The sequence below is a fragment of the Chelativorans sp. J32 genome (genome assembly GCF_000518985.1).
GTDB lineage: Bacteria > Pseudomonadota > Alphaproteobacteria > Rhizobiales > Rhizobiaceae > Chelativorans.
Window position 1 is genome coordinate 56,083 of the sequence record NZ_JAEQ01000011.1, and the last position, 22,606, is coordinate 78,688.

23 protein-coding genes are annotated in these 22,606 nt (G+C 60.8%); 10 read left to right on the forward strand and 13 right to left on the reverse strand.

Features of this window, described 5'->3' with window-relative positions:
• Positions 1–41: 41 nt before the first annotated feature.
• The 3 genes from CHEJ32_RS0114865 to CHEJ32_RS0114875 form a co-directional block, all read right to left on the reverse strand.
• Entirely contained in the window at positions 42–389 is a 348-nt protein-coding gene (locus CHEJ32_RS0114865) for a DUF1428 domain-containing protein (protein ID WP_028034497.1), read from the reverse strand.
• A gap of 76 nt (positions 390–465) precedes the next feature.
• Positions 466–1,212, reverse strand: coding sequence for a helix-turn-helix transcriptional regulator (locus CHEJ32_RS24940; protein ID WP_245261114.1), 747 nt, complete (start codon positions 1,210–1,212; stop codon positions 466–468).
• Between the two features lie 418 nt (positions 1,213–1,630).
• Positions 1,631–2,950, reverse strand: a complete 1,320-nt coding sequence (locus CHEJ32_RS0114875) for an NAD(P)H-dependent oxidoreductase (protein WP_028034499.1) — start codon at positions 2,948–2,950, stop codon at positions 1,631–1,633.
• A gap of 418 nt (positions 2,951–3,368) precedes the next feature.
• Between CHEJ32_RS0114875 and CHEJ32_RS0114880 the strand changes: the two genes are divergently transcribed.
• The 5 genes from CHEJ32_RS0114880 (at position 3,369) to CHEJ32_RS0114900 (ending at position 8,784) form a co-directional block, all read left to right on the forward strand.
• Entirely contained in the window at positions 3,369–4,991 is a 1,623-nt protein-coding gene (locus tag CHEJ32_RS0114880) for an alpha-amylase family protein (RefSeq protein ID WP_028034500.1), read from the forward strand.
• A gap of 21 nt (positions 4,992–5,012) precedes the next feature.
• Positions 5,013–6,053: an SDR family oxidoreductase gene (locus CHEJ32_RS0114885; RefSeq protein ID WP_034658573.1), complete on the forward strand. Its 1,041-nt coding sequence runs from the start codon at positions 5,013–5,015 to the stop codon at positions 6,051–6,053.
• Positions 6,054–6,140: 87 nt separating this feature from the next.
• Positions 6,141–6,800, forward strand: coding sequence for an SRPBCC family protein (locus CHEJ32_RS0114890; protein WP_028034502.1), 660 nt, complete (start codon positions 6,141–6,143; stop codon positions 6,798–6,800).
• 12 nt (positions 6,801–6,812) lie between these two features.
• A complete protein-coding gene (locus CHEJ32_RS0114895) occupies positions 6,813–8,006 on the forward strand; it encodes a zinc-dependent alcohol dehydrogenase (protein ID WP_028034503.1) in 1,194 nt (397 codons plus the stop codon).
• A complete protein-coding gene (locus CHEJ32_RS0114900; protein ID WP_028034504.1) occupies positions 7,999–8,784 on the forward strand; it encodes an SDR family oxidoreductase in 786 nt (261 codons plus the stop codon). The genes CHEJ32_RS0114895 and CHEJ32_RS0114900 overlap by 8 nt, the downstream gene beginning before the upstream one ends.
• Here the strand turns inward: CHEJ32_RS0114900 and CHEJ32_RS0114905 are convergent, their stop codons facing one another.
• The 10 genes from CHEJ32_RS0114905 to sppA all read right to left on the reverse strand — a co-directional run bounded on the left by CHEJ32_RS0114905 (position 8,785) and on the right by sppA (position 17,828).
• Positions 8,785–9,651, reverse strand: coding sequence for a GNAT family N-acetyltransferase (locus CHEJ32_RS0114905; RefSeq protein ID WP_051469697.1), 867 nt, complete (start codon positions 9,649–9,651; stop codon positions 8,785–8,787).
• A 114-nt stretch (positions 9,652–9,765) separates the two neighbouring features.
• Positions 9,766–11,907, reverse strand: a complete 2,142-nt coding sequence (locus tag CHEJ32_RS0114910; protein WP_245261117.1) for a PAS domain-containing hybrid sensor histidine kinase/response regulator — start codon at positions 11,905–11,907, stop codon at positions 9,766–9,768.
• Positions 11,908–12,059: 152 nt separating this feature from the next.
• Positions 12,060–13,049 carry an MDR family oxidoreductase gene (locus CHEJ32_RS0114915; RefSeq protein WP_028034507.1) on the reverse strand — a complete coding sequence of 330 codons (990 nt, stop codon included), beginning with the start codon at positions 13,047–13,049 and terminating at the stop codon, positions 12,060–12,062.
• 80 nt (positions 13,050–13,129) lie between these two features.
• Positions 13,130–13,612: a signal peptidase II gene (gene lspA, locus CHEJ32_RS0114920; RefSeq protein ID WP_028034508.1), complete on the reverse strand. Its 483-nt coding sequence runs from the start codon at positions 13,610–13,612 to the stop codon at positions 13,130–13,132.
• Complete coding sequence (locus CHEJ32_RS0114925) at positions 13,609–14,448, reverse strand: RNA methyltransferase (protein ID WP_156936707.1); 840 nt, start codon at positions 14,446–14,448, stop codon at positions 13,609–13,611. The genes lspA and CHEJ32_RS0114925 overlap by 4 nt, the downstream gene beginning before the upstream one ends.
• 17 nt (positions 14,449–14,465) lie before the next feature.
• Positions 14,466–15,470 (reverse strand): class I SAM-dependent rRNA methyltransferase, encoded by a 1,005-nt coding sequence (locus tag CHEJ32_RS0114930; RefSeq protein ID WP_028034510.1) that lies wholly within the window; start codon positions 15,468–15,470, stop codon positions 14,466–14,468.
• A gap of 69 nt (positions 15,471–15,539) precedes the next feature.
• On the reverse strand, positions 15,540–16,037 hold the full coding sequence (locus CHEJ32_RS0114935; RefSeq protein WP_028034511.1) for a hypothetical protein: 498 nt from the start codon (positions 16,035–16,037) through the stop codon (positions 15,540–15,542).
• 127 nt (positions 16,038–16,164) lie between these two features.
• Positions 16,165–16,488 carry a LapA family protein gene (locus CHEJ32_RS0114940; protein ID WP_028034512.1) on the reverse strand — a complete coding sequence of 108 codons (324 nt, stop codon included), beginning with the start codon at positions 16,486–16,488 and terminating at the stop codon, positions 16,165–16,167.
• A gap of 35 nt (positions 16,489–16,523) precedes the next feature.
• Positions 16,524–16,808 (reverse strand): integration host factor subunit beta, encoded by a 285-nt coding sequence (locus tag CHEJ32_RS0114945; RefSeq protein WP_028034513.1) that lies wholly within the window; start codon positions 16,806–16,808, stop codon positions 16,524–16,526.
• 54 nt (positions 16,809–16,862) lie between these two features.
• Complete coding sequence (gene sppA, locus CHEJ32_RS0114950; RefSeq protein WP_028034514.1) at positions 16,863–17,828, reverse strand: signal peptide peptidase SppA; 966 nt, start codon at positions 17,826–17,828, stop codon at positions 16,863–16,865.
• Positions 17,829–18,109: 281 nt separating this feature from the next.
• Here sppA and lptC point away from each other — a divergent pair, with 281 nt between their 5' ends.
• The 5 genes from lptC (at position 18,110) to hpf (ending at position 22,595) form a co-directional block, all read left to right on the forward strand.
• On the forward strand, positions 18,110–18,817 hold the full coding sequence (gene lptC / locus CHEJ32_RS0114955) for an LPS export ABC transporter periplasmic protein LptC (protein WP_198023875.1): 708 nt from the start codon (positions 18,110–18,112) through the stop codon (positions 18,815–18,817).
• Entirely contained in the window at positions 18,810–19,367 is a 558-nt protein-coding gene (locus tag CHEJ32_RS0114960) for an LptA/OstA family protein (protein ID WP_034658574.1), read from the forward strand. The genes lptC and CHEJ32_RS0114960 overlap by 8 nt, the downstream gene beginning before the upstream one ends.
• Before the next feature lie 8 nt (positions 19,368–19,375).
• The gene (gene lptB / locus CHEJ32_RS0114965; protein ID WP_028034517.1) at positions 19,376–20,170 is read left to right on the forward strand and encodes an LPS export ABC transporter ATP-binding protein; all 795 of its coding nucleotides are present in this window, start codon (positions 19,376–19,378) and stop codon (positions 20,168–20,170) included.
• A 138-nt stretch (positions 20,171–20,308) separates the two neighbouring features.
• On the forward strand, positions 20,309–21,787 hold the full coding sequence (rpoN, locus tag CHEJ32_RS0114970; RefSeq protein WP_028034518.1) for an RNA polymerase factor sigma-54: 1,479 nt from the start codon (positions 20,309–20,311) through the stop codon (positions 21,785–21,787).
• A gap of 229 nt (positions 21,788–22,016) precedes the next feature.
• Positions 22,017–22,595: a ribosome hibernation-promoting factor, HPF/YfiA family gene (gene hpf, locus CHEJ32_RS0114975; protein ID WP_028034519.1), complete on the forward strand. Its 579-nt coding sequence runs from the start codon at positions 22,017–22,019 to the stop codon at positions 22,593–22,595.
• The last annotated feature ends 11 nt before the right edge of the window (positions 22,596–22,606 follow it).

A 22,606-nucleotide genomic window follows, 5' to 3' on the forward strand; every position in this document is an offset into this window, starting at 1 on the left:
ACACAGCCGCCTTCCTCATCCAGGAAGGTGGCTGCGCCCTGTCAGAGACCGAGAAAAGGTTTGAACCCGCCATAGATCATCCGCTTGCCGTCAAACGGCATGTCTTCTGATTTCATGCGGGGATCCGCCATGACCTTGGCGAGGACCTGGTCGCGGTGCTCGCGCGATTCATAGATCACATAGGAGAACACAACGATCTCGTCTTCCTTCGCCTGCACGGCACGCGGAAAGGACGTGAGTTCTCCATAGGGGACGTCATCGCCGAAGCATTCGACATAGCCGATCGCGCCATGCTCCCGCCAGACCTGCTCGCCGAGCTGGGCCTGACGCTTGTATTCCTCGATTTTGTCCTTCGGCAGAGGGATGATGAAGCCGTCGACATACGCCATCGCAATTCTCCTTCGCTAGATTGCGGGCCTAGGACGAATGGAGAAGGCGCCAGCCGACATTCGGCAAGCAGAAAATTCAGCGCTTCAGGCGCAGCAGAGCCGGAGTCGCCTGCTTATATCTCCTCATTGCCGAGGTCAGGTGGCTCTGGCTCGAGAAGCCACTGAGATACGCCACCTCTGCTATCGTCATATCGGTGTCGAGGAGGAGCTTTTCCGCAAAGCTGATGCGCAGATTGATGAGATACTTGTGCGGAGGTTCTCCAAAGGTTTTCGTGAATGCCTGGATAAAATACCCCGTGGACAGCTCGCAGAGGGCGGCGAGCTCGTTCACCGAAAGCTTTCGGGCAAAATTTCCCTTGAGATACTCCTCGACCCGCTTGGCAGCCGCTACGGACAGACCACCCTTCGGTCGGCTGGCCGAGGTCGAATGGCTCGTATAGCTACGCAGAATATGTATACCGAAGAGAGTGACGATCGAATCGACCAAGAGCTCGTTCGGCGGCTCCTCGCGGATCAGCTCCGCCTTGAGCATTTGCGCAAGTTGTAGCGCTTTCAGATCCACCGTGCCGAAGGGGAGTGGCTGGAGTTCCCACGGTCTACCGCCGAATTCGTGTTCGGCTAGCTCGGTAAGGCTTTCCGGCGGAAGTGCAACGGATATGTTTTCCCTATGGGAGTTCCATCTGCTCTCGCTTTCCAAGAAAGCCGGGCTGATGACGATCATGCCTACGGGAGCGTCGTAGGTGACAGGCTTCTCGCCTGCGAAGGCCGCAGTAATGTTTGCCGACGGCGCCAATGTTACGGCCACAAAATGCGTGTCGGACAAGAATCTCTGCGATCCGGGCGCGCGTACGGAATAGACCGCCCCACCCCTGTAGGTCGTCAGCCGTGGCCCGGCATCTCTCGGTATCGCATCCAATATGCGAGGATCAGCTGGCGGACGCTCCCAAGAGACACGTTCGCGCGGGCTCGTTCCTAAGTAATGTTGCACTGTTAGCCGCCGCCCCGACTAATTGTTTTGGGCACTTTCTTCTATTTCGCGGCCAATCGCAAGTTATAGCGCTGCCAGATGGGGCTGAAAAAAGCGCGCGGCTTTTTGTCCCAATTTCGGGAGTCTGAATGGGCGCTCGCCTCCCACGCGCGTTCCACCGCGGTGACACGCGCCTCAGCCTCGCCCTCGACGACTATATTGCCGCGAGCTTCACAACTATTCGTTGCTCCGCCCATTGTCCGTCAGCTTCGCGTCACGCCCCGTAGATCAGCCTGTCCTGTCTCGCTCGCAGTTCGGCGATCTTCGAGTTCTCGGGAGGAGCGGCATTGTCATAGGTAAGAAGATCGCCCTTGCGGATGGGCTTCAATACCTTGCCGCCTTGCAGCAGTCCGCACGGTATGGCTGCTGCCGCGCGAGCTTCGTCGGCTCTCATGATCCAGGCGCGGTAGCAATATTCCCCTATCGCATCAAGCCGATCGCCGGGCCTGAGATCCCGCTTCGCAACCGCACACACTTCGGCCACGGGCTTGGGAAGCGGGACCATGTCCGCCTTGCGATAGAGAACCACGCGGGCACACGTGAGAGGCACTTCGAGCGAGGTGAGGTGGTATGGCCGGTGGAAAGTGAAATAAGGCCCCTCTCCCATCTTCAAATCCTCCATCCGCTCGCGGATCCGCGGATGCGACATCTCGGCGATGACGAATACGCCGGGTGCTACGCCCTTTCCGATCGAATAATCCACCACGCCGGTGCGGGAGAGAACACCGCCGTCTTCTCTGGGGATCAGCGTCTTGTTGAGCTCAGCCAATGTGGCAGCTGGGCCGTGCATGCCCGGCTTGTCAGGCACAAGGCCGGTGGCATTTGCGATTGCCGCCATCTCGACCATCGTTTTCGAACCGTCGACGAACTCCACGAGCATGCGGACATTCATGTTCCGCCGCTCGGCCTCTTCCGCATAGTCGTCCGGGATCGCGTCCGTGTTGAGGGGGTTGTTCTTGCCCTTGCCCGCGGCGACGATGGTGTGGCCCATGGCGGAGACAAACTCGATCAGCTCCATGCAGGCGGAGGGCTCATCGCCCGCGCCGAGCGAGTAGGTCACGCCCAACCGGTCGGCTTCGCTTTTGAGATAGGCGCCGATGGTCACATCCGCCTCGACATTCATCATGACGAGATGTTTGCCGTGCTCCATGGCGCGCAGGCCGATTTCCGCGCCGACCGCAGGAACCCCGGTTGCATCGACAACGACATCGATAAGATCGCTTTCGATGATCTGGCCGGCATCTCCCGTCACCGCGATCCGACCGGCCTCGATCGTGCTGGCCATGGCGGCGGCGCTGTCGACTATCTTCGCGTGACCCGGCTCCTGATAGGCGATCTCCGCCGCTTTCAGCGCTGATTCGGGCCGGAGTTCAGAGATCGCGCCGACTTCGATGCCGCGCATATGGGAAACCCGGGCCACGATGTCGGTCCCCATTTCGCCGGCTCCGATAAGGCCGATACGAATCGGCTTCCCAGTCTTGGCCCGCTCTTCCAGATCGCGCGCAAGCCCAACCAGCGCTACGTTGCTTGTCATGATATGCCTCCGGCTCAGCTCCTACGAGGGTTAAAGGGCTGGGAGGCACGCCGTCAAGGACGGCCATTTGCTGCGGTGCGACAGAATTGCACGGCTGTTATGCAAAACAGCTCTTTAAATCCCGCGGCGAGCCCCCTATGTAAGCCGCAAGTTCTCGACGGGGCTCCTCCTCCCTAAAATCCCTGTCGGGTCGCGGTCAGCCTATCCTCCTCCCAGGCTGACCGACTCCAAAGGCACCCGCTGGACCTCCTCCCCCAGCGGGTGCTTTTTTTTGAGATTTCCGCACCCCTACAGCATCGGCCTGAAACCGGAATCGGTTTTCGGAAAGCACGATGCGTCGCCCTGGCTCGGAACGCTCTCTCGTATAAATGCGTTGGCTCCTCGAAGGCGCTATGGTTCGAGGGGTATTGCGAGGTTGATGAGCGATTATTGGTGGAAGAACGCGGTAGTTTACGCGGTCGATGTAGAGCGGTTCTGCGATTCGGATGACGACGGCATAGGGGATTTCAAAGGGCTGACGTCCAAACTGGACTATATCGCCGAGCTCGGCGTCACCTGCATCTGGCTACTTCCCTTCTATCCCTCCTTCGGCCAGGACAACGGCTACAGCATCACCGATTATCTACGCGTCGACACCCGCTTCGGCGTGTTCGAGGACTTCCTCGATTTCATTCATCGGGCCGGCGAGCACGGAATTCGCGTCGTTGTCGATCTCGTGGTGCACCATACATCAACCCATCACCCGTGGTTTCAGGCCGCTCGCTATAACGAGAAGTCCCGTTACCGGAATTACTACATTTGGGCCCACAATCCTCCACCGACGCCGCCAGACAAGGGCACAATCTTCCCGGGTGAGGAAGAGACGGTCTGGACCTACGACGAGGTCGTGCGCGCCTATTACCACCACCGGTTCTATCACTTCGAACCCGGGCTCAATCACGCCAATCCCGATGTGCGCGACGAAATCGGGAGGATCATCGATTATTGGCTGAGCTTCGGCATTGCCGGGTTTCGCGTGGATGCGGCGTCACACATCCTGGAAAACCCGCTCGCCAAGTCCGGGGAGGACGAGCACGCACCGGACATGTTGCGGGAGATGTTTGACAGGGCAACCGGAGCCAAGGCCGACATCGTCATGCTGGGCGAGGTGGACGAAAGCCCGGACAAGCTCGAGAAGTTCTTCGATGGAACACGGTTGAACATGATGTTCAACTTCCTGCTGAACAACTATCTCATTCTGGGGCTGGCGCAAGAAAAGGTGGAACCGATCCAGCGTGGGTTGGCCATGCTTCCCGTGCCACCGGAAAATGGTCAATGGGCCAATTTCCTGCGCAATTTCGACGAAGCGGACCTGGAGCGGCTCACGCCTGAGGAGTTGGAGAGCGTTCTCCAGATTTTTGCGCCAAAGGAAGAGATGCGCATCTACGGGCGCGGCTTGAGGCGGCGTCTCGCGCCGATGCTGGATGGAGACGTACGCCGTCTGAAGATGGCGATGAGCCTTCTTTATTCCATGCCGGGCGTACCCGTTGTCGTTTATGGCGACGAAATCGGCATGGGAGAAGATCTTTCCCAAGAGGGGCGCAATTCCGTCCGCTCGCCGATGCAGTGGGACGGAGGCCGCAACGGCGGCTTTTCATCGGCCCGGAAGGAAAAGCTTGTCCAGCCGATGGTCGATAAAGGCCGTTTCGGCTTCGAGCGCATCAATGCGGAGGCGCAGCGCAATGATCCGGATTCCCTCCTCTCCTTTGTCAAGCAACTCTCGATCTTGCGCCGCGAGCGTACCGAGATAGGCAGTGGTTTTTGCGCGTTCCTCGAGAGCGGTTCCGACCATGTGCTCGTGCATCATTACAAGTCCGAGGCCGCCCCGCTGGTCATGATACACAATCTCAACGGGCAGTCGGTGGATATCGATATCCAGCTGCCGGCCGGCGTGACCTCGCTGGGCGCTCTCTTCGGCGGCAAGACGCCGCCCGTCGAAAATGGACGGCTGCGTATGCCACTCGAACCTTACGGCGTGCGCTGGTTGGGTCTGCCGCGCTGATTTGCAGAACTGGAGGAAGCTATGGCAGGGGAGAGAGGCCGACTGGCGGCCCGCAAAGTGGTGGTGATCACCGGCGCGTCGGCCGGTGTAGGCCGAGCTGTCGCGCATCGCTTTGCCGGGTCCGGTGCAGCCGTGGCCCTTATTGCGCGCGACCAGACGGCCTTGGAAGAGACAAGGGCGGAAGTGGAAGCGAGAGGCGGGAGTGCCATGGTGATCCCGCTGGATGTGGCCGATGCCGACGCTGTCTTTGCGGCTGCACGGGACGTGGAAGAAGAGCTCGGGACCATCGACGTCTGGATCAACAATGCGATGGCGACGGTCTTTTCTCCATTTTCCGAGATGGGGCCGGAAGAATTCCGCCGCGTTACGGAGACCACCTATCTCGGCTATGTTTACGGCACGATGGCCGCGCTCGAGCAAATGCGCAGGCGCAATCGAGGGGTAATCGTGCAGGTTGGGTCCGCCCTCTCCTATCGCGGGATCCCGCTGCAATCGGCCTATTGTGGCGCAAAGCATGCTATCCGCGGCTTTACGGACTCGCTGCGTTGCGAACTGATCCATGAAAGAAGCCGGATCAAGCTTACAATGGTGCATCTTCCGGCGATAAATACGCCGCAATTCGAGTGGGCGCGCACGCATATGTCCAAGGCTCCGCGTCCCGTCGCGCCTGTGTTCCAGCCAGAAGTTGCCGCTGAGGCGATCTACAGTGCCTCCCGAAATCCCCGCCGGGAAATATGGCTCGGCTCGAGCACGGCCCAGGTGATCCTCGGAAATGCACTCGCGCCATGGCTGCTCGACCGTTACCTGGCGCGCAGATGCTACGACGGGCAGCAGAGACGGGTGGAAGTGGCGCCGGGCCGCGCCGACAATCTGTTCCATCCCGTGCACAAGCCTCACCGCACTCACGGTACATTCGATAACGAGGCTTCTTCCTCCGCCGCTGCATTCTCCGGAAGCGGGCTTCGGCTGGGCGTCGCGATGGCAGGATTCGGTGTAGCGGTGATCGCAGGCATGCTGGCGCGAGGCGCTCTTTCGGCACGTTCCCTGCGCTCCAGACGCTGAACGAGCGGCGCCGAACCCTGCGGGAACAATCGACGCGGGCATAGGTTTGGGCCGCATCGCCTTTGGCCTTACCCGAGGGAGCATCCGATGCATCATCGACATCACAACCACGGTGCCGGCCGTGCACTTGCGGCCGGTATGTTGGGCGCTGCCGCCGGCGCCATCGTCTTGATGGCTGCCCGCAGCATGATGAGGGACAACCATCCAATGGGCCCTGAGGACTCACCGCGCCATGCCTGGCGCCGCCGCGCCGGCCGCCGCTGGCGCGAGGGAGCAGTGGTCGGCCGGAGCATCACGGTGAACGCCCCGCGCGAGGAGGTCTATTCCCGCTGGCGCGACTTCTCGACCTTCCCGAATTTCATGGAGAATGTCGTCTCCGTCACCCCCCTGGACCAGACAAGATCGCGCTGGGTCATCGAGGGCCCTGCCGGCAGCACGGTCGAATTCGAAACGAGGATCACCGAAGATCGACCGAATGAGCTGATCGCCTGGGAATCGGACGAGGACGCCGAGGTGCGCAACAGCGGCCGGGTCACCTTCCGCGATGCACCAGGCGGCCGCGGCACCGAGATCGAGGCGGTGATCGCCTATGATCCGCCGGGAGGCGCGGTGGGTCGCATGGCTGCCAAGCTCTTCCAGAAGGAGCCCGGCGTTCAGGCCAAGCGCGAGCTGCGTCGCTTCAAGCAGTTGATGGAGACCGGCGAGATCTCCACGGCCGCTTCCGGTTCAGCGTCTTCGCGCGCTTGAGGTCGACCAGGCATGCGCGCTCTCGTCTGGCACGGAAAACACGATGTTCGCGTCGATACGGTTGACGATCCCGAGATCGTCAACCCCCGCGACGCGATCATCAAGATCACCTCGACCGCAATCTGCGGGTCGGACCTTCACCTCTATGATGGGGTTATTCCAACCATGCGCCCGGGTGACATCCTGGGCCACGAATTCATGGGCGAAGTGGTCGAGGTGGGGAAAGGAAACACCCGGCTCAAAAAGGGAGACCGCGTCGTGGTCCCCTTCGTGATCGCCTGCGGAAAATGCTTCTTCTGCGAGAAGCAGCAATATTCCGCCTGCGACAACTCCAATCCGGCTGACAAGGCCGATATGTCCCAGATGCTCTATGGCCACCAGATGGCCGGCCTCTTCGGCTATTCGCATCTGACAGGCGGTTATGCCGGCGGGCAGGCGGAATATGTCCGCGTGCCCTATTCGGATATTGGCCCGATCGTCGTGCCCGACGACCTTGAGGATGACGAGGTTCTCTTCCTTTCCGATATCCTGCCGACAGGATGGATGGCGGCGGAAAACTGCGAGATCGAGGAGGGAGACACCGTTGCCGTCTGGGGCTGCGGACCGGTCGGGCTCTTCGCCATCCAAAGCGCGCTCATCATGGGCGCTGAGCAGGTGATCGCGATCGACCATTATCCGCACCGGCTGGAACTCGCGCGAAAGCTCGGGGCCAAGGTGATCAATTACAAGAACGCCCGGGTCTACGAAGCCTTGATGGAAATGACAGGTGGGATCGGCCCGGATGCGGTCATCGATGCGGTCGGGCTGGAGAGCCACGGATTCGCTCCGGACAATCTCTACGATTACGCCAAGCAGACGCTGAAATTGGAGACGGATCGTCCCCACGTGCTGCGGCAGGCGATCTATGCTTGCCGCAAGGGCGGCCGTGTCTCGGTCCCGGGTGTCTATGGCGGATTCGTCGACAAATTTCCCGTCGGCGCCTTTATGCAAAAGGGCCTCACCTTGCGGACGGGGCAGACGCATGTGCAGAAATATCTGGCTCCGCTGCTCGAGATGATCCGCGAGCGCAAGATCGACACGACCTTCCTCATCAGTCACCGCCTGCCCCTGGAACAGGGCCCGGACGGCTATCGGAAATTTGCTTTCGAGCAGAACGATACGACGAAGGTCGTCCTGAAACCCGGATGGGAGAAGAGCAATGGCTGACGAGCTAGGACTTGCAGTCGTAACCGGCGCGTCCACGGGCATTGGCTATGAGCTGGCGAGATGCTGCGCTGAGGCCGGCTATGATCTCGTCGTGGCTGCGGACGAGCCGGAAATCGCGGCCGCAGCCGGTAATTTCCAGGCAATGGGCGTGAACGCCGAGCCGGTGGAGGCGGATCTTTCCACGGCCGAGGGCGTGGAGAAGCTTTATGTAACGCTCGCAGGCCGGCCCGTGGATTTACTGCTCGCCAATGCAGGGCGCGGTCTCGGGCACGCCTTTCTCGATCAGGAGGTGGCCGACATCAGACATGTGATCGACACGAATATCACAGGCACGGTTCTCCTGGTGCATCGAGTCGGCAGGGACATGCGGCTCAGGAACCGCGGGCGGATTCTCTTCACCGGCTCGATTGCCGGCTTTCTGCCGGGGAGCTTTCAGGCCGTCTACAATGCCACGAAAGCGTTTGTGGACAGTTTCTCCTGGGCGCTGCGCAACGAATTGAAGGACACCAATATCACCGTGACCTGCTTGATGCCGGGTCCGACGGACACCGAATTTTTCGAACGCGCCGATATGACCGACACGAAAGTGGGTTCGGAACAAAAAATGGACCCGGCTAAGGTCGCCCGGATCGGCTTCGACGCGATGATGAAGGGCGAGGCTGGCGTTGTGGCGGGGTTCTCGAACAAGATCCAAGCCGCCATGGCCCATCTCATGCCCGCCAGCCTGCTTGCGGAACAGCACCGCAAGATGGCGGAACCGGGAACCGCGAAGCGCTGATCAGGCGGCGAATCGCTGCGCTTCCGCGCCATAGTAGGCGATGTAGCGTTCCGAGATCGCTTCGACGGGGAGCACAACGAAAACATCCGTCGTGCAGAAATCCCAATCGATCACGCAGCCCTCCCCGAATTTCGCTCCGAGGCGCAAATAACCCTTGATCAGTGGCGGCATGCCGGAAAGCGCTGCCTTCGCGTCGATCGCTTCCAGCGGCATCAGGTCCATCGACACATAGCGCTTGCTCCTCGCCTGGATGGACCACGCCCCATCTGCCTGGCAGTAATGCGCGAGAAAAGAGAGCGCCTCTGCATGCGCGGCGGGCACGGTACCGTGGAACGACGCGCAGCCCGTCATGACGTCGATCCTGTTGCGGCGGCAATAGGCCCAAATTCCCTGCCAGAGAAGCTCGATTGTTCGCTTCGAACGGTAAGCCGGCAAAACACAGGAGCGGCCGAGCTCGAGGAAGCGGCGATCGGGATGACGCGCGATGAGCTTTTCCAGCTCGAACTCCGCTTCGGAGTAGAATCCACCGGCCGCCAATGCCTGCTCCTGGGGAAGGAGCCGATAGGTGCCGACGATTCGATCACACTCCGTCCCCGGCAGGGTGGTGTCGATCACCAAAAGGTGGTCGCAAACGGCGTCGAAACGGTCGGCATCACGTTCTTCCGCGCTCTGGGAGGACGATCTTGCGCCCATTTCCTGATAGAAGACGCGGAAGCGAATCGCTTGCGCAGCAGCCACCTCCTCCGTATCGCGCGCCAGTCGCACCTCGAGCGGGCCGATCCTGCCCAGGATGGAATGATCGGAAATAGCAGCATTTACAAGGGCGGCCTTGTCGGCGCTATCGTGGCTCACGGTCGATTTCAGCATCAAGTTGTGCACGGCTGAGTCTCCTCCACGGCGCTGCGATCGGGAATTAGAGAGAAGCTGCGACAGGACGATGACAGGAAACTGGCCGGCTTACAATCTTTCTGTAAACAGTGTTCACGCTGTGGTGTGGACTTCGAGAGCAGTGAGAAGACGGCTGGGGTCTAGCGGTTTACTGATGAAGCCGGTGGCGCCATGGGCGAGCGCGGTGTGCCGTGTCTTCTCCTGGCCGTCTGCCGAAAGAACCAGGATCGGAATCGGCGCCAGCCCCGTCTCTTCTTCATAGCGGCGGATCTGAATAATGGCGTCCAGCCCATCCATAACAGGCATATGGAGATCCATAAGCACCATGTCGTAGTCACGGGCTGGATGGGTTAGGATATCCACGGCCGCGCGGCCATTCGAGGCCACCACTACGGAATGCCCGGCCTTGCCGAGGGCAGCGCGCGCAAGCAAGGCGTTGATTTCATTGTCTTCGGCCACCAGGATCTTGAGGCCGCGACCGGGCTGTTCCGGAGCTTTGCCCGTTATCTCGTCCACAGGTGGCGACCCCGCCATCTGCGGGTTGAGAAGCAGGCGCATAAGGGTGCGGTCGCGCGCCGGCCTCGCGATAAAGGCATCATAGCCGTTGAGGCGGAACTTGGTGAGCCGGCCACGATCGGTAGGCGCAATCAGGGTGAGCGCCTGTTTTGAGCGCAGACCATTGCGGCGCAGCCGGCCGAGGAGGTCGCCTCTGTCGTTCTCGAGCGAGGCGTCGATGATGATGGCATCGAACCCGGTTTTCCGCCGGCGCAGAAGCGAAAGCGTGCTTTTCTCGCCCTCAAAAACGCGGGCCTTTCCTCCATGCGACCGGACACTCATGGCGAGCGCCTCGCCTTCCACGGCATGTGGCGTCAGGATGGCGACATCGAAACCCTTGAGCACCAGCGATGTCTCGGCAGTCGAACCCTCGGGGTCGACGAGAGGGATGCAGACGGTAAAGGTGGCACCCTCACCGGGAGCGCTTTCCACGGTTATCGTGCCTTCCATGGCATCGACCAGCCGCTTCGTGATCGCCAGGCCAAGGCCCGCGCCGCCATGCTTGCGCGTCGAGCTCGTATCCGCTTGCTCGAATTCCTGGAAGATGCGCGACAGGCTATCCTGTTCGAGGCCTGGTCCCGTGTCATCGACCTTGAAGGAGAGTTTCGGCGCTCCTCCGTTGTGGGTCAACACCGTCACCGTCACCAGAACGCCGCCTTCCTCCGTGAACTTGATCGCATTTCCAAGGAGATTGAGCAGGATTTGACGGAGCCGGCCCGGATCGGCGACGATCGTGTCGGGCACTTCCGGCGCGATGTGGCAGCCTAGGCCGATCTTCTTCGTGAAGGCGCGTACGGCCATGAGTTCGACCACGCTTTCGACCAGTTCCCGGACCGCCATGCGCTGCGGCTCGAGTTCAAGCCGCCCGGCCTCGATCTTGGAGTAATCGAGCAGATCCTCGATAAGCGCCAGAAGCGCGCTGGCTGAAGTCGTGATCGCGCCCACATAAGTGCGCTGTTCGGAAGAAAGCCTTGTATCCGCGAGAAGCGTTGCCATCCCGATGATGCCATTCATCGGCGTGCGGATTTCATGGCTTACGGTCGCAAGAAAGCGCGATTTGGCTATGCTCGCCTGCTCCGCGCGCTCCCGCGCGTTGACAAGGGCGGTTTCGGCCCGTTTGCGGGCAGTGATGTCTCGCGCGATGGCCCAATGCGAGACCACCCCGCTTTCACGGTCACGCCGGGAGATTTCTGTCCAGGAAAACCACCGCAAGCCGCTCCTCGTGTGAATGGCCACGTCGATCGAGCTCAGCCGTTCTCCTTCCGCCAGCTCGTCGGCCGACATGGGTGAAATGTCTATTCCCAGCTGATGCAGGGTCTTTCCGAAGATGTCGCCGGGTTCGCTTTCGATAAGCTCGGCGAAGATGCGGTTGGCATAGAGAATGCGCCCCTCGCCGTCGCGATGGATCACAAGGTCTCCGAGAGTTTCGAGCAAGCCATAGAAGCGTTGCTCCGCCTCCTCCATTTGCGAGACGCGATCGGCGAGCTCCTCCACATGATGTTCGTCGGTCGTTGCCTCTCGTGGTGCCTCGGCGAACCTTTCCTGGGGAAGGGCGATGGCCGCAACGAAAGCCGTTGCACCAAGGCCGACCAGCAGGAAAGTGAGGAGGGGATCGGAGCGAATGAAATGCGCCGCCCCTGCAATGAGAAGGGCTGCGACGGCGAAAATCAGCAAGATCATGCCTGCAAGCGAGGTGAATCCTCGCCGGGGCCGAGCCTGGCCCTGCCCAAACCATTTCCAGATCGGCTTCAAATCCCCAGCGCGCATACCCGAAGGGTAATTCGGGTATGACTTATGGATCGTTACGATCCCGGCTGCTCTTCTTTCTTGCTTTACATTTGGATAACCAGCCGCCCGCGCACACGGCCGGCCACGATATCCTTTCCTGCCGCGATGACATCGCGGAAGGAAATGTCAGCAGAAAGGCTGGAAAGTTTGTCCCGGTCGAGATCCTTCGAAACGCGGCGCCAGGCTTCCAACCTCAGGGATTTGGGGGCCATGACCGAATCGATGCCGAGGAGCGAGATTCCCCGCAATATGAAGGGAGCCACCGTGGCGGGCAGGTCCATGCCTTGTGCGAGGCCACACGCGGCCACCGCACCGCCATAGCAGGTCATTGAAAGGACGTTGGCAAGCGTGTGGCTGCCGACTGCATCGATGCCGCCCGCCCAACGCTCTTTCCCGAGCGGGCGGCCGGCGCCGGAGAGTTCTTCGCGTGGAATGATCTCGCGCGCGCCCAGCCCCTTCAGATAGTCTTCCTCCGACATTCGCCCGGTGACCGCCACCACCTCGTATCCAAGCTTTGCAAGGAGCGAAACGGCGACAGAACCGACACCGCCGCTCGCGCCGGTGACGATCACAGGGCCCCGATCAGGCGAAATGCCGTGGCGCTGCAGCGCCATCACGCAGAGCATCGCGGTATAACCAGCGGTGCCGATGGCCATTGCTTCCCGGGACGACATGTCTTGGGGCAGCGGCACCAACCAGTCACCGCTGACGCGGGCGCGGCCGGCATAGGCGCCGTAATGCGTCTCGCCCACGCCCCAGCCGTTGAGGATGACCTTGTCGCCAGCATACCAGTCGGGGTGGCTGGACCGGATCACCGTTCCCGCGAAATCCACTCCGGGGATCATGGGAAAGCGCCTTACGACCGGCGCTGCTCCGGTGATCGCCAGCCCATCCTTGTAGTTGACGGTACTGGCTTCGACCGCGACGGTGACGTCACCGTCCATCAGGTCGTCCTCGGTCATCTGGACGAAATCGACGGATTGGTTCTTGTCTTCGTCACGGGTGATTAGAACGGCTTCGAAACGGTCGCTCATGTCACAGCTCCACTGGCCTACAAGTCATGCTTGCTAGGCTTAGACTGCTCTGCGGCAGCACCCGGGTCAATGGGCCGGCTTCACGACTCCTGCCGCTGGCGGCGAAGGCCCAGCACCTCCTCCAGGATGACGAGCATCGCACCTACGGTGATGAAGGCATCGGCCAGGTTGAAAATCGCGAAGGACCAAACCGGCGTGTGAAAGTAGATGTAATCGACGACATAGCCGCGAAGCGCCCGATCTATCAGGTTTCCAACCGCGCCGCCGAGGATCAGGGCAAAACCCAATCGCGCATAGATGTGGCTCGTATGAGTGCGGAACGCGAGCACTGCGATGAATATGATGATGCCGAGCACCAGCAAGCTCAGCCAGAAACCGCCGACGCCGGAAAGGAAGGAGAAGGCAACGCCAGTGTTCCGGGAATGCAGCAGGGCCAGGAAAGGCAGCATGTCGACGTGCTGATGCAGCGGCAAGCGCGCCTCCACGAGCGCCTTGACGAGCTGATCGAGAATGACGGCAATGATGGCGATGGTGGCATAGGGCGCGATCTGGCGCGATTTCATGAGGAAGGTCCGTGGCTTGCAGGCAGGGCGGTGCGGCGGATCTCATAGAGCATGACGCCGGTGGCGACCGCCAGATTGAGCGAATCGGCGCGGCCCGCCTGCGGAATGCGTACGAGCCGGTCGCAAGCTTCCGCCAGCTTTTCCGGCAGGCCCTGTTGTTCATTGCCCATGAGGAGGAGGACCGGCGTGCCGGAATAGTCCACGTTCCGATAGTCGACCGATCCTTTGAGATGGGTCCCGACCATGAGGCCCGAGAAGCCCTCCCGCCAGGAAAGGAATGCGCTCTCGTCAGCACGAGCAAGGGGAACGGAAAAAACCGATCCCATGGTTGCGCGTACGGTTTCGAGAGAGAATGGATCGGTGCATTCTCCGACCAGCATCAGACCCTTGGCGCCCACTGCATCGACCGTACGTATGATGGTGCCCAGATTGCCGGGATCGCGCACCCGGTCGAGCGCGACCCAGACATCCCCGCCTGCCGGCTGGATTTCGTGGAGCGGCAGCCAGCGCTGCTCGAAAATGCCGACCACCATCTGCGGGTTGTCGCGTCGGGTAATGGCGGAAAGCACTTTCTCGCTAACCTGGAGCACGAGTCCGCCGGCGGCCACGGTCCGGGCAGCAGCTCTTTCTACGGTGGTGTTGCCGCCTGCGCTCTTGGCGTAAACAAGCGTCCGGATTGCCCAACCTGTATCGAGCGCGTCGAGCACCAGCTTGAGGCCCTCGGCCATGAAAACGCCTTCGCGGTCCCGATATTTCTTGAGCGCAAGAGCCTTGATATCTTTGACGAGCGGATTCGAGAGGCTTGTCACCTCCTTCACACGTCCCGGCGTACGCATTGCCTTTTCCGGTCCGCTCATCGCGCTACCCAACGGGAAAAGAGCGAGGTGGAGAGCGCCCGCCCGGCTGATTTCTCGCGGATCACCAGCTCGCCCGATTCGACGCGCCCGCCCATGCCCGCAAAAGTATCACGCATCAGCGCATGAATGGAAAAGAAGGAGGCGCGGATCGAATAGGCGGTGAGCACCAATGCCAGCGGTTTCGGCGAAAGGATTTCACGGCATGTTTCCACCAGACCCGGCAAATCCTCGAACAATTGCCAGACTTCGCCCTTGGGGCCCCGCCCATAGGCCGGCGGATCGAGCAGGATGATGTCGTAGCCATTGCCGCGCCTGGCCTCGCGCTCAGCGAATTTCACGGCGTCCTCGACGATCCAGCGGATCGGACGGTCCGTGAGCCCCGCCATTTCCTGATTCTCCCGCGCCCAGCCGATCGCCTTTTTGGAGGCGTCGACATGGGTTACCTGTGCGCCGGCTTCGGCAGCGACGAGGGACGCGAGACCTGTATAGCCAAAGAGATTGAGTACTTTGACCGGCCGTCGCGCCGATTCGATGAGGCCGCGCATATGCTCCCAATGGCTCGCCTGCTCCGGAAACACACCGACATGACGAAATGAGGTGAAGCGGCCGAGATACGAGATCCCGTCATGCCGCATAGGCCAGGTTTCACCGAGCGGAATTCGCGGAAAGCGCCAGCGGCCCATTCCTTCCTCGTCCGTGTCGCCGGTGAAGATGGCGTCTGCCTTCTCCCATTCGGCCGCGTCCCAAGCGGGCTGCCAGATCGCCTGGCCTTCGGGGCGGATGATGCGGTACGGGCCATATTGCTCGAGCTTGCGACCGGCGCCGGAATCGAGCAGGGCGTAGTCTTCGTCTGGAAGCACCTCCAGGATGAGGGGTAGTCGCTCATCGGGGAGCGCGCCCGAGCGGCGCTCGGGAGTCCGGGTCGGCTTCGCCGGCTCTCGCCTCTCGCGGCCTTCGGTGTGCGGTCGATGCCGTTGGTTCTTCTCCCGTGAAGGCTTCAACAAGGGCTCCGGAATTGATGGTGCGTCTGCGGCTTCTGCCATAGCGGAAGAACGGGCGCAACACGGCATTCAGGCATCGATCCGCCGGCGCATCAGAAGCACGGCCGAAACCATCGATGCGAAGCCGAGGAGCTTTACACAGGCGATGACAATGTGTCCGGTCTCCCAACGCAGCCTTACGGCATCGAAGTCTTCCGGGAGAGGGCCAGGCTTCCAGCTGGCAAGCTCCGCATTGACCGGAGCCACCACCGCGGCCCAGATCATAAGGCCTCCGAGATAGAGCATGCTGCCCGCCAGCGCCGGTTTGAACGCCCGTGGCTCTTTACGTCCCACAAGCAGGGTCACGGTGAACCCGAGCAGAATGGAGCCGAGCTCGATCGGGCCGCCCAGAATACCGAACAGAAGGAATTGCCCGTGAAAGACGGTCGCTTCCCGCCAGAGCTCGGGTGGCCAATTCGCGATTCGGGGCGGTGCCTCCAAAAGATGCGCAAAGGACAGACCAAGGCTGAGCGCCATGATGGTCAGCGACAGCAGGGAGCAGACGAACAATGTGCGTGAGAGCGTCATAAGCGACTCAAAAACGAGAACGGCATGATCGTTCCAGTCGCGCCTGTAGCAGCTCTCGATCGGGTATAAGCCCTTAGCTGCCCGATCGCTGTGACGCGATCTGAATAGCTGGGTCAGGCGCGTGGACTTACGCCTGTGTGCGTGCGAGGCTCGTCGGGCTTCGTTCCGGGATGGCTGCCGCCTTCAATCGCTCCACCTCCTGCGCGCGGTCGCGTGCCAGACGGCGATACCGCCCCTGGCGAAACCAGGTGATCGCGCCGCCGATGGCCATGCCGAGGATGAGAGCGAGAAAAAGATAAACGAAGAGCGGCAATTCCACAGTGAGGGCCGGATTGCCCGGATTGAACGGATCGATTGTGAATGGTGTGAATGCCCGGTTTGCGACCGCAAGGGCGATCAGGATGACCGCCAGCGGCAATACGATAAGCACGAGCACGACCCGATGAACCATTTCGGGGCACATCCTTCAGATAGAGTTGGAGCGGACTATTCCTCCGCGTTCAACCGTTCACGCAGCTCTTTTCCGGTCTTGAAGAAAGGAACCCATTTCTCCTCGACGTGAACGGATTCCCCCGTGCGCGGGTTTCGCCCGGTACGCGCGGGGCGGTTTTTCACCGAGAAGGCACCAAAGCCGCGCAACTCCACCCGGTTGCCCTGGGCGAGTGCCTCCGTGATCTCATCAAAAATCGCATTGACGATATTTTCAACGTCGCGAAGAAACAGGTGCGGGTTGCGATTGGCAATCGTTTGCACAAGCTCGGACTTGATCATGTTCGTAACCGCCGCTCCGTTTGATCACATATTCCCCTGAATTTATTCTTTTTTTCACTTTTGCAACCCCGCTTTTTCAGGTTGCCAGAGGGACATGAGGCCGTCAAGGAAGATATGTTCCATTCCGAGACGGTCGAGCACGCCCCGCTGTGAGAGGCCAAGCATGCTCCCCAGCCACTCGGCCGCGGAGGTGGGGAAGAGAATGGAACCATTGGAATTGCGCGGCTTCCACTCGACCACCTCGAGATCAGCGCTGAGGCCTTGGGCAGTGAGCCATGCCTGCGCCTCGCGCTCGCCGCCGAGCGCGTCCACCAGCTTACGCTCCAGCGCCTGACGCCCCGTGAAGATCGAGCCGTCGGCCAGCGTCAACACCTGATCGCGCGGTAGTCTGCGTCGTTCGCTGATGAGATCCACAAACCAGTTGTAGCTGTCGCTGATCATCGCGGCGAGCATTTGGCGTTCCGCGTCCGTCGTGGGATTGAAGGGGGACGGCTCGGCCTTGAGCGGAGACGACTTCACCTCCTCCACCTTGACCCCAAGCTTGTTCAGCAACTCGCTGATTTCGGGATATTGAATGATGACGCCGATGGACCCAACGATCGAGGTCTGTCGCGCGACGATATGGTCGGCTGCGCTCGCCACCATGTAGCCGGCTGAAGCTGCAAGCGTTCCCACCTGCGCGACAACCGGCTTTGCGTCTGCCAGACGGCGGATGGCGTCGTAGATGGCCTCGCCGCCTGCGGTGGTGCCGCCGGGAGAATCGACGGTGAGGATTACACCCCTGACGGCGTTTGATTCGCGCACGTCTTCCAGAAGGTCCAGGAGATCCTTGTCTTCCAGGATCGTGCCTTCGACCCGGACCTGCGCAATGTGCGGCCCGGCTGCCAGCGTATCGCCGAACACCCAACGCCCGGCGGCGATGATGGCGAGGGCCAGCACCAGAAGCGCTGCGGCACGCCAGAAAGTGAGCTTGCGCCTAAGGCGCCTGCGGTCAATCAGATCGTCGGCACGGGTGGACATTGGAGGCTCTTGCACTCACATAAAGGTCACTTGCCTTTTAGACGAAGCTGCGCATATGAGCTACCCATCTTCGCATCACTGCATCGCGTGCACCGGTTCATTTGCCGCTAACCCTTTGAGGCCAACCCGAAATCGGCCATAATATCGTGAGACGGGAAGAGGGGCGGGGAAACCCGATGCAGGGTTTGAGCGACGGCGGCGAAAACGGTGATGTTGCGGAAGGCGCGAACAGGCCGGCTAACGGCTACAAAGCGCCTTTTTCGTTCGTCAGGAGTAAAGCGTTGAACAGCATTGCCAAAGCGGAAGTGAGCGGGATGAGCACGCCCGGGCTTAGCCGCAGCGAGCGCGGAGCCGAGGCGTTCGCCCGTGCGGCGCGCCATTCCCGTCGCGTGCGCGTCCTCAAGATCGTGCTGCCGATCGCGGCTTTGGTGATTTCCGGCCTGTTCCTGGGTTACTCCGTCTTTGCGCCGGCAGGGGTGAAGGCGTTGAACCTCGATTCGGCAACGATAGAGGGCGGCAATCTCGTAATGCACAATCCGTCCCTGAACGGCTTCACCAGCGAAAACCTGCCCTACAGCGTCACGGCAGCGCTGGCGCGCCAGGCGATCGGTTCGGATTCGGGTCCTATCGAGCTTGAGAAGATCCAGGCAACGCTGCCGATCGGCGATGACCGGCAGGCGACGGTTACTGCCGGCGGGGGCATTTTCAATCAGCAGACCAATCGGTTGACGCTGAACAGCGCCATCACGGTCGAATCGAACGCGGGTATTTTTGCGCAGCTGAATTCGGCCGATGTCGATATCGCCTCGGGTAATTTGAGCACCAACGAGCCGGTTAATATCGAAGTGAACGGAATGCGTGTGAAGGCCAAAAGCTTTCACACAGTTGACGGTCTTGAAAGACTTGTGTTCGAAAATGGGGTCCGGCTGGAAATTGATCCGGCCAGGGTGAGAAAGGCGCAGGAAGAGGGGACTGCGGGCGATGGGTAAGTTTCTGGGCTTGGCCCTCGCAATGGGCCTTTTGATTCTGTGGCCGGGAGAAGGATTCGCGCAAAACAGCGAATCCAGGCCGAGCCAGCTTGGTCTGAATTTATCGAGTGACGAGCCCATCCAGATCGATGGTGCCCGCGTCGAGGTGGATCAGACACAAAATCTCGCTACATTGACTGGCGACGTGCAGGTCGTGCAGGGGCCGACCCTGCTCAAGGCTGCACGCTTGAGGATCTATTACGCCGAGGGCAGCGGTCTGCCCACCAACGGCGCTGCCAACATCAAGCGGCTGGAAGCAGATGGGGGGGTCTATGTGAAATCGGAGACCCAGGTGGCGACGGGCGATCAGGGCTCCTTCGACATGGGGACGGAAGTGCTGGTGCTCTCCGGCGATGAAGTCGTCCTCTCCGAAGGGGACAATGTCATCGTCGGCTGCAAGCTTACGGTGCACATGAAAACAGGTCAGGCGACGCTGGAGAGTTGCAAGGGCAAGGGATCCAACGGCCGCGTCCGAATGCTCCTTACCCCGAACTCCCAGACCAGCCAGTAAGGACGCCCGTGGCATTTCTCCAGTCGCGTGGGAACAGAGGTTCCGGCAAGCCAGAATCGAATGCGGTCCCCGAGCCTTACAAGGGTACGCTGATCGCGCGCGGCCTCACGAAATCCTACAAGAATCGCCAGGTGGTCAGCGGGGTTTCGCTGGGCGTTCGGGCGGGCGAAGCGGTCGGCCTGCTTGGGCCGAACGGTGCCGGCAAGACCACCTGCTTCTACATGGTCACCGGGCTCGTGCCTGTGGATCAAGGTACGATCCATATCGATGGCTATGACGTGACCTCCATGCCCATGTATCGCAGGGCACGGCTGGGCATCGGCTATCTCCCGCAGGAGGCCTCGATATTTCGTGGCCTGACGGTTGAAGCCAATATCCGTGCCATCCTCGAAGTGGTCGAGAAAAGCCGCAAGGAACGCGAGCGCACGCTCGATGCCCTGCTGGAAGAGTTTCATATAAGCCACTTGCGCAAGTCTCCGGCCATAGCGCTTTCGGGCGGCGAGAGGCGGCGGTTGGAGATCGCCCGCGCATTGGCGAGCAAGCCCAATTTCATGCTGCTGGACGAACCCTTCGCCGGAATTGACCCGATTGCGGTCACGGACATCCAGCAATTGGTGCGCCATCTGACTGCGCGCGGCATCGGAGTGCTCATCACCGACCACAATGTCCGCGAAACGCTGGGCCTGATCGACCGCGCCTATATCATCCACGCCGGCCAGGTCCTCACGCATGGTCGGCCGGAGGATATCGTCGGCAATGCCGATGTGCGCCGCCTCTATCTGGGCGAAGGCTTCACGCTCTAGCCGGCTATGCCCTCAAGCAAACATGCGGCTATGTTACGCTTCCCTGACGGCAGGTGTTGCGCGTTGATTCCTTGACAAGCAAATATCGGGCCAGTTTTATCGTTCTTGCGGATATCCGCGAGAAGGACCAGGGCGGAAATGGCACTTTCACCCGGCATACAGCTGCGGCAGGCTCAGTCGCTGGTGATGACACCCCAGCTGCTGCAATCGATCCGGCTTTTGCAGCTCACGCATGTGGAACTCGAGCAGTTCATAGCTTCTGAGATCGAGCGCAACCCGCTTCTCGAGCGTGATCGCCCAAGCTCGGAAGCCTTCGCCGCCGGCGACGAGGGACCGACTTCCTCCAGCACCGCGGAGGCGATTGCGGAGCGCCTGGACAGCTCCCTCGAGAACCTGTTCCCGGACGATCCGGGTGTGAGGGACGCGATAGGGCCCGATCTTGCGGCTCAGTGGCGCTCGGCCGCCGGAAGTGGGGTGGTCGCCGCCGGCGAGGACTGGAATCTCGAGGCCCTAGCGGCTGCGCCCGTGACCCTGCGGGACCATGTTCGGGAGCAGATTGCGCTTACATTCTCCGATCCGGCTTCCCGATTGGTCGCCGAGGAGCTTGCCGAGGGCCTCGATGACGCGGGCTATTTTACCGGGGGACTCCCTGAAATCGCCGAACGGCTCGCGGTGGATCTGCCGACGCTTGAGCGCGTCCTTGCCAAGTGCCAGACCTTCGATCCCCCCGGCCTGTTCGGCCGCAGCCTTTCCGAATGCCTGGCGCTGCAATTGAAGGCGCGCGACCGCCTGGATCCGGCCATGCAGGCGCTCCTCTCTCATCTCGATCTGCTGTCGAAACGCGACTTTCATGCACTCAAGAAGCTTTGCGGTGTCGACGAAGAAGATCTTATCGACATGCTGGCGGAAATCCGCTCACTTGATCCCAAACCCGGCGCGGCCTTCACGTCCGCACCGGCCGAGCCGGTCGAACCGGATGTGATCGTCCGTCCCTCCGCCGATGGGAGCTGGGCTGTGGAGCTCAATCAGGAGGCGCTGCCGCGCGTGCTTGTCAACGAGGCCTATTTTGCCACTGTCTCCAGCCACGCGAACAAGGAAGAGAAAATCTTTCTGTCAGAATGCTTGCAGAGCGCCAACTGGCTCACACGCAGTTTGGAGCAACGGGCACGGACGATTTTGAAGGTTGCCGTCGAGATCGTGCGTCAGCAGGATGCTTTTCTCGTGCACGGTGTGCAGCACCTGCGGCCCCTCACGCTGAAAATGGTTGCCGAGGCCATCGACATGCACGAATCCACCATCAGCCGCGTGGCGGCGAACAAATTCATGATGACACCGCGCGGTCTCTTCGAGCTGCGTTATTTCTTTACGACCGCGATCGCAGCCGCCGATGGAGGCGATGCACATTCGGCGGAGGCCGTCCGCGACCGGATCCGGCGCCTTGTCGAGGCGGAAGATCCGAATGATGTCCTCTCCGATGACACCATAGTAGACGTGCTGCGCAAAGAGGGTATCGATATAGCCCGCCGCACCGTCGCCAAGTACCGGGAGGGGATGAACATTCCATCGTCGGTACAACGCCGGCGCGAAAAGAGGGCGCTTGCCGGCATTGGTGCATAACGCTCCGGCTCGCTAAGCTTACCCAGCGTCCGATTGACAACAGTCTGGGAACCCACTAGAAGCCCGCCCCCAAGAGGACGGCGGGTCGGCCACCTACCTTCTTGCAGAAGCGGATAGGCGGAAACTCCACTGGACGGATTTGATTTTGCTGCCGCAGAACCTTGTATACGCGGGCCACGAGTATAAACTCGGATCTGTTGGTATCCTGACCAGGAAAGGTCGTTCTCTCATGAGCCTCCGGATTTCTGGCAAGCATATGGACATCGGCGAAGCGTTCCGGGCGCGCATCGAGGGCCGGATCAGCGAAGCGGTCGAGAAGTATTTCGATGGTGGGTTTTCTGGTCGGGTGACCGTTGAAAAATCAAAAGGACGCTTTGGCGCCGATTGCTCGATCCATCTTGATACCGGCATTGTCCTCCAAGCAACCGGCGAAGCGCAGGATCCTCAGCTGGCCTTTGACATGGCGGCCGAGCGCATCGAGAAGCGACTGAGGCGGTACAAACGTAAGTTGAAATCGCGCGGAGCAGCCCAGAATGGAAACGGCTCGTTTGACGCCGCCTATCGCATCATGGAGCCCATCGCAGACGATCAGGATGAAATCCCGGAGGATTTTGCACCCACAGTGGTGGCCGAGTCCAGCGTGGCGCTTAGAGCCATGACCGTCGCCTCCGCCGTAATGGAACTCGATATGAAGGACAGCCCCGTCTTCGTCTTCCGCAATTCCGGGAGCAACATGGTGAACATCGTCTATCGGCGTGCCGATGGAAATATCGGCTGGATCGATCCTTCAGCCACGACAAACGGATAGGGCTGGCCGCC

Excerpts from the sequence above, each read along its gene's own strand:
- CHEJ32_RS0114865 (WP_028034497.1), bottom strand. The coding sequence starts at position 389 with ATGGCGTATGTCGACGGCTTCATCATCCCTCTGCCGAAGGACAAAATC.
- CHEJ32_RS0114875 (WP_028034499.1), bottom strand. The coding sequence starts at position 2,950 with ATGACAAGCAACGTAGCGCTGGTTGGGCTTGCGCGCGATCTGGAAGAG.
- CHEJ32_RS0114880 (WP_028034500.1), top strand. The coding sequence starts at position 3,369 with ATGAGCGATTATTGGTGGAAGAACGCGGTAGTTTACGCGGTCGATGTA.
- CHEJ32_RS0114885 (WP_034658573.1), top strand. The coding sequence starts at position 5,013 with ATGGCAGGGGAGAGAGGCCGACTGGCGGCCCGCAAAGTGGTGGTGATC.
- CHEJ32_RS0114890 (WP_028034502.1), top strand. The coding sequence starts at position 6,141 with ATGCATCATCGACATCACAACCACGGTGCCGGCCGTGCACTTGCGGCC.
- CHEJ32_RS0114895 (WP_028034503.1), top strand. The coding sequence starts at position 6,813 with ATGCGCGCTCTCGTCTGGCACGGAAAACACGATGTTCGCGTCGATACG.
- CHEJ32_RS0114900 (WP_028034504.1), top strand. The coding sequence starts at position 7,999 with ATGGCTGACGAGCTAGGACTTGCAGTCGTAACCGGCGCGTCCACGGGC.
- CHEJ32_RS0114905 (WP_051469697.1), bottom strand. The coding sequence starts at position 9,651 with ATGCTGAAATCGACCGTGAGCCACGATAGCGCCGACAAGGCCGCCCTT.
- CHEJ32_RS0114910 (WP_245261117.1), bottom strand. The coding sequence starts at position 11,907 with ATGATCTTGCTGATTTTCGCCGTCGCAGCCCTTCTCATTGCAGGGGCG.
- CHEJ32_RS0114915 (WP_028034507.1), bottom strand. The coding sequence starts at position 13,049 with ATGAGCGACCGTTTCGAAGCCGTTCTAATCACCCGTGACGAAGACAAG.
- lspA (WP_028034508.1), bottom strand. The coding sequence starts at position 13,612 with ATGAAATCGCGCCAGATCGCGCCCTATGCCACCATCGCCATCATTGCC.
- CHEJ32_RS0114925 (WP_156936707.1), bottom strand. The coding sequence starts at position 14,448 with ATGCGTACGCCGGGACGTGTGAAGGAGGTGACAAGCCTCTCGAATCCG.
- CHEJ32_RS0114935 (WP_028034511.1), bottom strand. The coding sequence starts at position 16,037 with ATGACGCTCTCACGCACATTGTTCGTCTGCTCCCTGCTGTCGCTGACC.
- CHEJ32_RS0114940 (WP_028034512.1), bottom strand. The coding sequence starts at position 16,488 with ATGGTTCATCGGGTCGTGCTCGTGCTTATCGTATTGCCGCTGGCGGTC.
- CHEJ32_RS0114945 (WP_028034513.1), bottom strand. The coding sequence starts at position 16,808 with ATGATCAAGTCCGAGCTTGTGCAAACGATTGCCAATCGCAACCCGCAC.
- sppA (WP_028034514.1), bottom strand. The coding sequence starts at position 17,828 with ATGTCCACCCGTGCCGACGATCTGATTGACCGCAGGCGCCTTAGGCGC.
- CHEJ32_RS0114960 (WP_034658574.1), top strand. The coding sequence starts at position 18,810 with ATGGGTAAGTTTCTGGGCTTGGCCCTCGCAATGGGCCTTTTGATTCTG.
- rpoN (WP_028034518.1), top strand. The coding sequence starts at position 20,309 with ATGGCACTTTCACCCGGCATACAGCTGCGGCAGGCTCAGTCGCTGGTG.
- hpf (WP_028034519.1), top strand. The coding sequence starts at position 22,017 with ATGAGCCTCCGGATTTCTGGCAAGCATATGGACATCGGCGAAGCGTTC.